General features: G+C 39.2%; 4 protein-coding genes. 2 read left to right on the forward strand and 2 right to left on the reverse strand.

The window, feature by feature from the left end; genetic code table 11:
- Positions 1 to 512: 512 nt before the first annotated feature.
- Together AC3LHT_RS07895 and AC3LHT_RS07900 are read right to left on the reverse strand one after the other, a co-directional pair.
- Complete coding sequence (locus AC3LHT_RS07895; RefSeq protein ID WP_488662506.1) at positions 513 to 944, reverse strand: hypothetical protein; 432 nt, start codon at positions 942 to 944, stop codon at positions 513 to 515.
- Positions 945 to 1,001: 57 nt separating this feature from the next.
- Positions 1,002 to 1,532, reverse strand: a complete 531-nt coding sequence (locus tag AC3LHT_RS07900; RefSeq protein ID WP_290647429.1) for a PH domain-containing protein — start codon at positions 1,530 to 1,532, stop codon at positions 1,002 to 1,004.
- A 214-nt stretch (positions 1,533 to 1,746) separates the two neighbouring features.
- Between AC3LHT_RS07900 and AC3LHT_RS07905 the strand changes: the two genes are divergently transcribed.
- Both AC3LHT_RS07905 and AC3LHT_RS07910 read left to right on the forward strand, forming a co-directional pair.
- Complete coding sequence (locus AC3LHT_RS07905; protein ID WP_290647430.1) at positions 1,747 to 2,730, forward strand: ABC transporter substrate-binding protein; 984 nt, start codon at positions 1,747 to 1,749, stop codon at positions 2,728 to 2,730.
- A 100-nt stretch (positions 2,731 to 2,830) separates the two neighbouring features.
- Entirely contained in the window at positions 2,831 to 5,026 is a 2,196-nt protein-coding gene (locus AC3LHT_RS07910; protein ID WP_488662507.1) for an ABC transporter permease, read from the forward strand.
- The last annotated feature ends 8 nt before the right edge of the window (positions 5,027 to 5,034 follow it).

The raw sequence follows: 5,034 nt of genomic DNA on the forward strand, positions 1-5,034 counted from the left end.
AGGTCTATGAAGGTAACGCTTTTGAGTCGGTGAACTACGACCCAAGAAAATACCTTTCATAAAAATTGTAAAAAACTAGATTAAAAGGATAAGGGCGACCATCAGTCGCCCTTATCCTAATGTTTCGGTGCGTTACTGATAAATCTTAATATTAATGCATATGGTATCACGAAAAAGAGTAGCCTCCCAAATTTCAATGGTGATGCCGTTGAAATATCTCAACATATGAAAGGAGACCCAAATAAGTAGTGTTACAAGGACTTGCAAAAAGCGATATTGGGTTTGGCCATTTTGTCAGACAACCTTTGTGTTATGTTCAATGCCTTGAACGACCGTCCTCATAAAAAAGTAGCTGATATTGCTGGCTGTTACTGATTTTTGAGACATCCTATGAGATATTTCTATATCTTTATGGAGATTCATTTTTTATCACATCAAGGAAAAGATGACAGCCTTTGAAAAAGATATCATGGTTAAGATAGTAGAAATAAGCAAGATCAATGAACTTTGCTTTATCCTTTGCCATGTAAAGATGCATATATAGACCCAAATACATTCAAAGCAGAAGTCACCCCAGAAATTAGCCACATATAGAAATTCACCTTCCACATGCTAAGAGCCATTCCACCGATGGAGGTATAAAAGAGTATTAGGAAAGGAATCAGTATGAAGGCATTTTGAGGATTGCGAAATTCAATTTTCAGCCAGCGGTCAACAATAAATGCCAGAATTGCCCAGGCAACATATACGAAAGCCGGGAGCCAGAACAAAGGCTCCTTTTTTGAAAAGAAATTGAATGTCCCTGCAAGCATTATAGGAAAAGCCAGGATTATGGTTGTCATACCCAGATAGCTTTCTATATCGGGCCATTTGACTCGAGACACAAAAAGCAGGTAAGTCATAATATTGACTGAATTAACACAAAGAAATATGACCCAATTCATAAATAAGCCTCCATTTCTTTGCTTCCACTGTGAAGAGTCTATACTGTTCACCTTATCTTAGTTGATTACTTTTACAAAGTTTTCATTAATTACTTTTACAAAACCATCGAAATCTTTTGGAGCAAGTACAAGAAGGTAGTTTTCGTTCTTAAGTTCTATGACAACTGCTTTTTCTCCAATTGCAAGTAACTTAGCTGATTTCCCATTTTTTAGCTTAAAATTCCCGATTCGATAATCCCCCAAAGATGTTCCAAAAGTTCGCAAAAGAGGCTTATAATCAGTATCTTGGTTCCAATCAACAACTTTACAGGAAGCAACATCCTTCCTTGCAACTGTAATTTCTGCTGAAAGTGGTATGTTGATCTTTAATTCATCATTTTCAATAGTAATTCCGGCGTTTGAGGGGACAATTATGAGAAGCCAAATCATAAAAAATATCAAAGCGCAAAGAAAAAAGGAAACAAATTTCGGTCTCTTATTCTTCTTTGTTAAAAAGGAAAACAGCGTTATCCCGGCGATTAAAGCAATAATGCCATAGGAAAAAAGATTCATTGTAAAAGTGCTGCCGAGTTTGAAAAATTGGTCCATATGTACCCCTCCGAAGCAGATGCAATTATTGGCACTTTAGTTAGAGAAGCTCTCTTTTATAGTCATATTGTAGCATGGGACATTTTGTTTCCTTAATTAGACAAAGGTTCTTTATCTCACTCTTCGCATTTAAAAAAATTCAGCATTTGATTTATAATAGACTATCCACATTCTTACTGAATGTGTTTTTACTCTAAGACAGGGAGGGGTATTTATGAGGAAAGTTATCCTGGTTCTTGTGCTCATGATCTCGGTTCTAGCGCTTTCGGGAAATCTGGTAAAAGCTTATACAACACTTGAAGAACCTTTGGCAAAAGAATTGTTTGATCTTTTTGAAGCACAAACCGGCATAAAAGTCGAATGGGTAAGGCTTTCAACCGGCGAAACAGTTGCAAGGCTTGAAGCAGAGAGAGAAAATCCGCAGGCATCAATCTGGGTTGGTGGAGTTGGACTGGGACATATTGAAGCGAAACTGAAAGGTCTTACAACTCCTTACAAATCACCGCTTGCTCTTCAAATTCCCGCAGGGTATCGAGATCCCGAGTTTTACTGGGTTGGTCTATACATTGGCCCACTTGCTTTTGCCACGAATAACAACAGAGCTGCAGAACTTGGAATTGAACCACCAAAGGGTTGGTTTGATATTATTGATTCTCAGTATAGAGACATGATAAGAGTTGCCAATCCAAACACTTCCGGAACAGCATACAATGTACTCACGACGATATACCACCTCTTTGGCGACAACGAGGATTTGACTTTTATGTATCTTGAACACCTTGACAAGAATGTCAACATGTACACCAAGTCCGGTTCTGCTGGCGGTAAAGACTGTGCAATTGGCGAAACTCCCATTGCTATCGGTTACCTTCACGATTTGATAAGGCTTCAAAAAAACGGTGCGCCTATAACTATTACCATACCTGAAGAAGGTACAGGCTTTGAAATTGCTTCTATGTCCATAATCAAGGGTGGTAAAGAACCTGTTGAAGCCAAAAAACTTTACAACTGGATCCTTGGAAAAGATGCTCAGGAAATCATCTCGAAATGGTATGTGATTCCGCTTTCCCCTGAAGCACCTAAAGACAAAGTGGAAGTGCCCATCGAGACGATCAGAACTGTGGATCAGGATTTTGTTTGGGATGCTGCAAACAGAGAAAGGTTAAACGATAGGTGGAATAACGAAATTGGGAGATAATTCTTTTAGTAAATAACTCTAGCCTGCACCGCGAAGCGGTGCAGGCGTTGTATTGTTGGAAGCCACGCTTACAGGTCGCTCCCCGGAGGTGTAATCAGTTGTGAAGGCCAAAATTTTAAAACTGATAGTTACAGTGGGTCTTTTTGCTGTTTTGATTTTTTGGGTATTTAATAGCATTGAAAAGGAATTCGTTGACGCAGGAAAGAAACGAATCATAGAAATATCCAACCTCATTTCGTCTTCTATTCCAAAGGCAAACATCAAAAATTGGCTTCAAGATATGAACGCTAAATACCCTGATGTACAGGTGGTTTATATCAAGGGACTTGAAGAATACGGCGAAACACCAGAGTACTTTTACCAAAGCGCTGAAAGCGCTGATTTATTCTTAAAGTTGAAGACAATGGATTTTTTTGATTATGGTATAGAGAGTACAGTTTATGAAGAAGCGTATTTTCATGAAAGCATTTTAAAAATAAAAGACAACCAATATTTTGTTACTTTTGTTCCTGTTCTTGAGCCGGAATACGGCATGGTAACTGGCTCTTTAGTTTTGCTGCACAATGCCTCAGGGATTCTCAAAACCATAAGAATCATTTGGGGTTTTGCCTTGCTTTTGATAGGTGTTGTTTTTATTGTATCTTTCATTACAAGTTTTATGAGGGATCCCACGTTGGGATTTACCATACTCATTGTATTCATCATTGTCGGAACATTCATTGCTTATCCGCTTTATGAAGCCTTCAAATTGACGATTTTCCAGAATGGTGAGTTTAGTCTGGATGTTTGGAAAAAAGTCCTAACAACAAAAAATTATTCTCTTGCGCTTTGGGGAAGCATAAAATTAGGGATGTTTACGGCCACAACATCTACATTGATTGGATTCCTCTTTGCCTTTTCTCTAACAAGGATGAAGTTAAAGGGAAAGAAATTTTTTGCAACAATGGCCACTATGCCTGTGATTTCCCCACCATTTTCACTAACGCTCTCCATCATTTTGCTTTTTGGGAACAATGGGCTTATTACACGCAAGTTGCTTGGATTGACTTCTTTCGACATATACGGACTCGATGGCTTGGTTATTGTTCAAACAATGGGTATGTTTCCAATAGCTTTTCTTGTTCTGAGCGGTGTTTTAGAAGCCATTGACTCCACCCTTGAAGAAGCCTCAATGAATATGCAGGCAAATAGATGGAAAGTATTTACCACTGTTACTTTGCCTCTTTCTTTTCCGGGAATTGCAAGTTCGTGGCTATTGGTTTTTTCAAATTCCATGGCTGACTTTGCAAATCCATTGATCCTTTCTGGAAAATATAAAGTGCTATCCGTTGAGGCATATCTTGAAGTTACGGGCATGCACAGGTTGCAAAATGGAGCTGCGCTTTCCATCCTTTTGCTCATACCCACGCTTGTCGCCTTTTTGATTCAAAGGTATTGGGTGAATAGAAAGACTTATGTAACTGTAACTGGAAAGCCGAGTGCCCGTATTGTAGAGATAGCGAGTAAGCCTGTGAAGATCTTCTTGATAACTATGATGGGTGTTATTTCAGCTTTTCTCATTGGGCTTTATTCAACAATAGTAGCCGGATGTTTTGTTAAAAACTGGGGAATAGATTATTCCTTTACCCTTGAGAATATCACCGAAGCCTTGTCGAGAGCTAAAGATGCCCTTATAGATACAACAACGTTGGCAGCAGTTGCTACCCCCATTGCTGGAATTCTTGCCATGATTGTCGCAATGATAATCGTCAGGAAAAAATTTCCCGGGAAGAAACCCTTGCAATTACTCGTTTTAATGCCCTTCGCGATACCGGGGACGTTGATAGGTATCAGCTATATCATTGCCTTTAACAAACCTCCTCTGCTGCTGGTTGGAACTGGCGCTATAATCATAATAAATTACATAATAAGGGAACTGCCGGTTGGCGTAGAAAGTGGAGTTGCTACCTTGAAGCAAATCGATCCCGCTATCGAAGAGGCAGCTCAGAGTCTTGGAGCAGATTCACCAACTGTCTTTAGAACGATTGTACTCCCGTTGATTAGACCTGCCTTTATCTCAAGCCTTTCATATACTTTCGTTAGATCCATGACCGCTGTGAGCGCTGTGATTTTCCTTATTTCCGCAAAATGGTATCACATTACAATTCTCATATATAACTTCTCAGAGAACCTGAGGTTCGGCCTGGCAAGCGTTTTGGCGACAACTCTTATTATAATAATTCTCGCTGTCTTTGGTCTTATGAGATTACTGGTCAAGAAAAGTTCCTACATGGAAAAAACCATAATTTCGGGGTGATATGAATG

It is taken from the genome of Kosmotoga sp. (genome assembly GCF_982836095.1).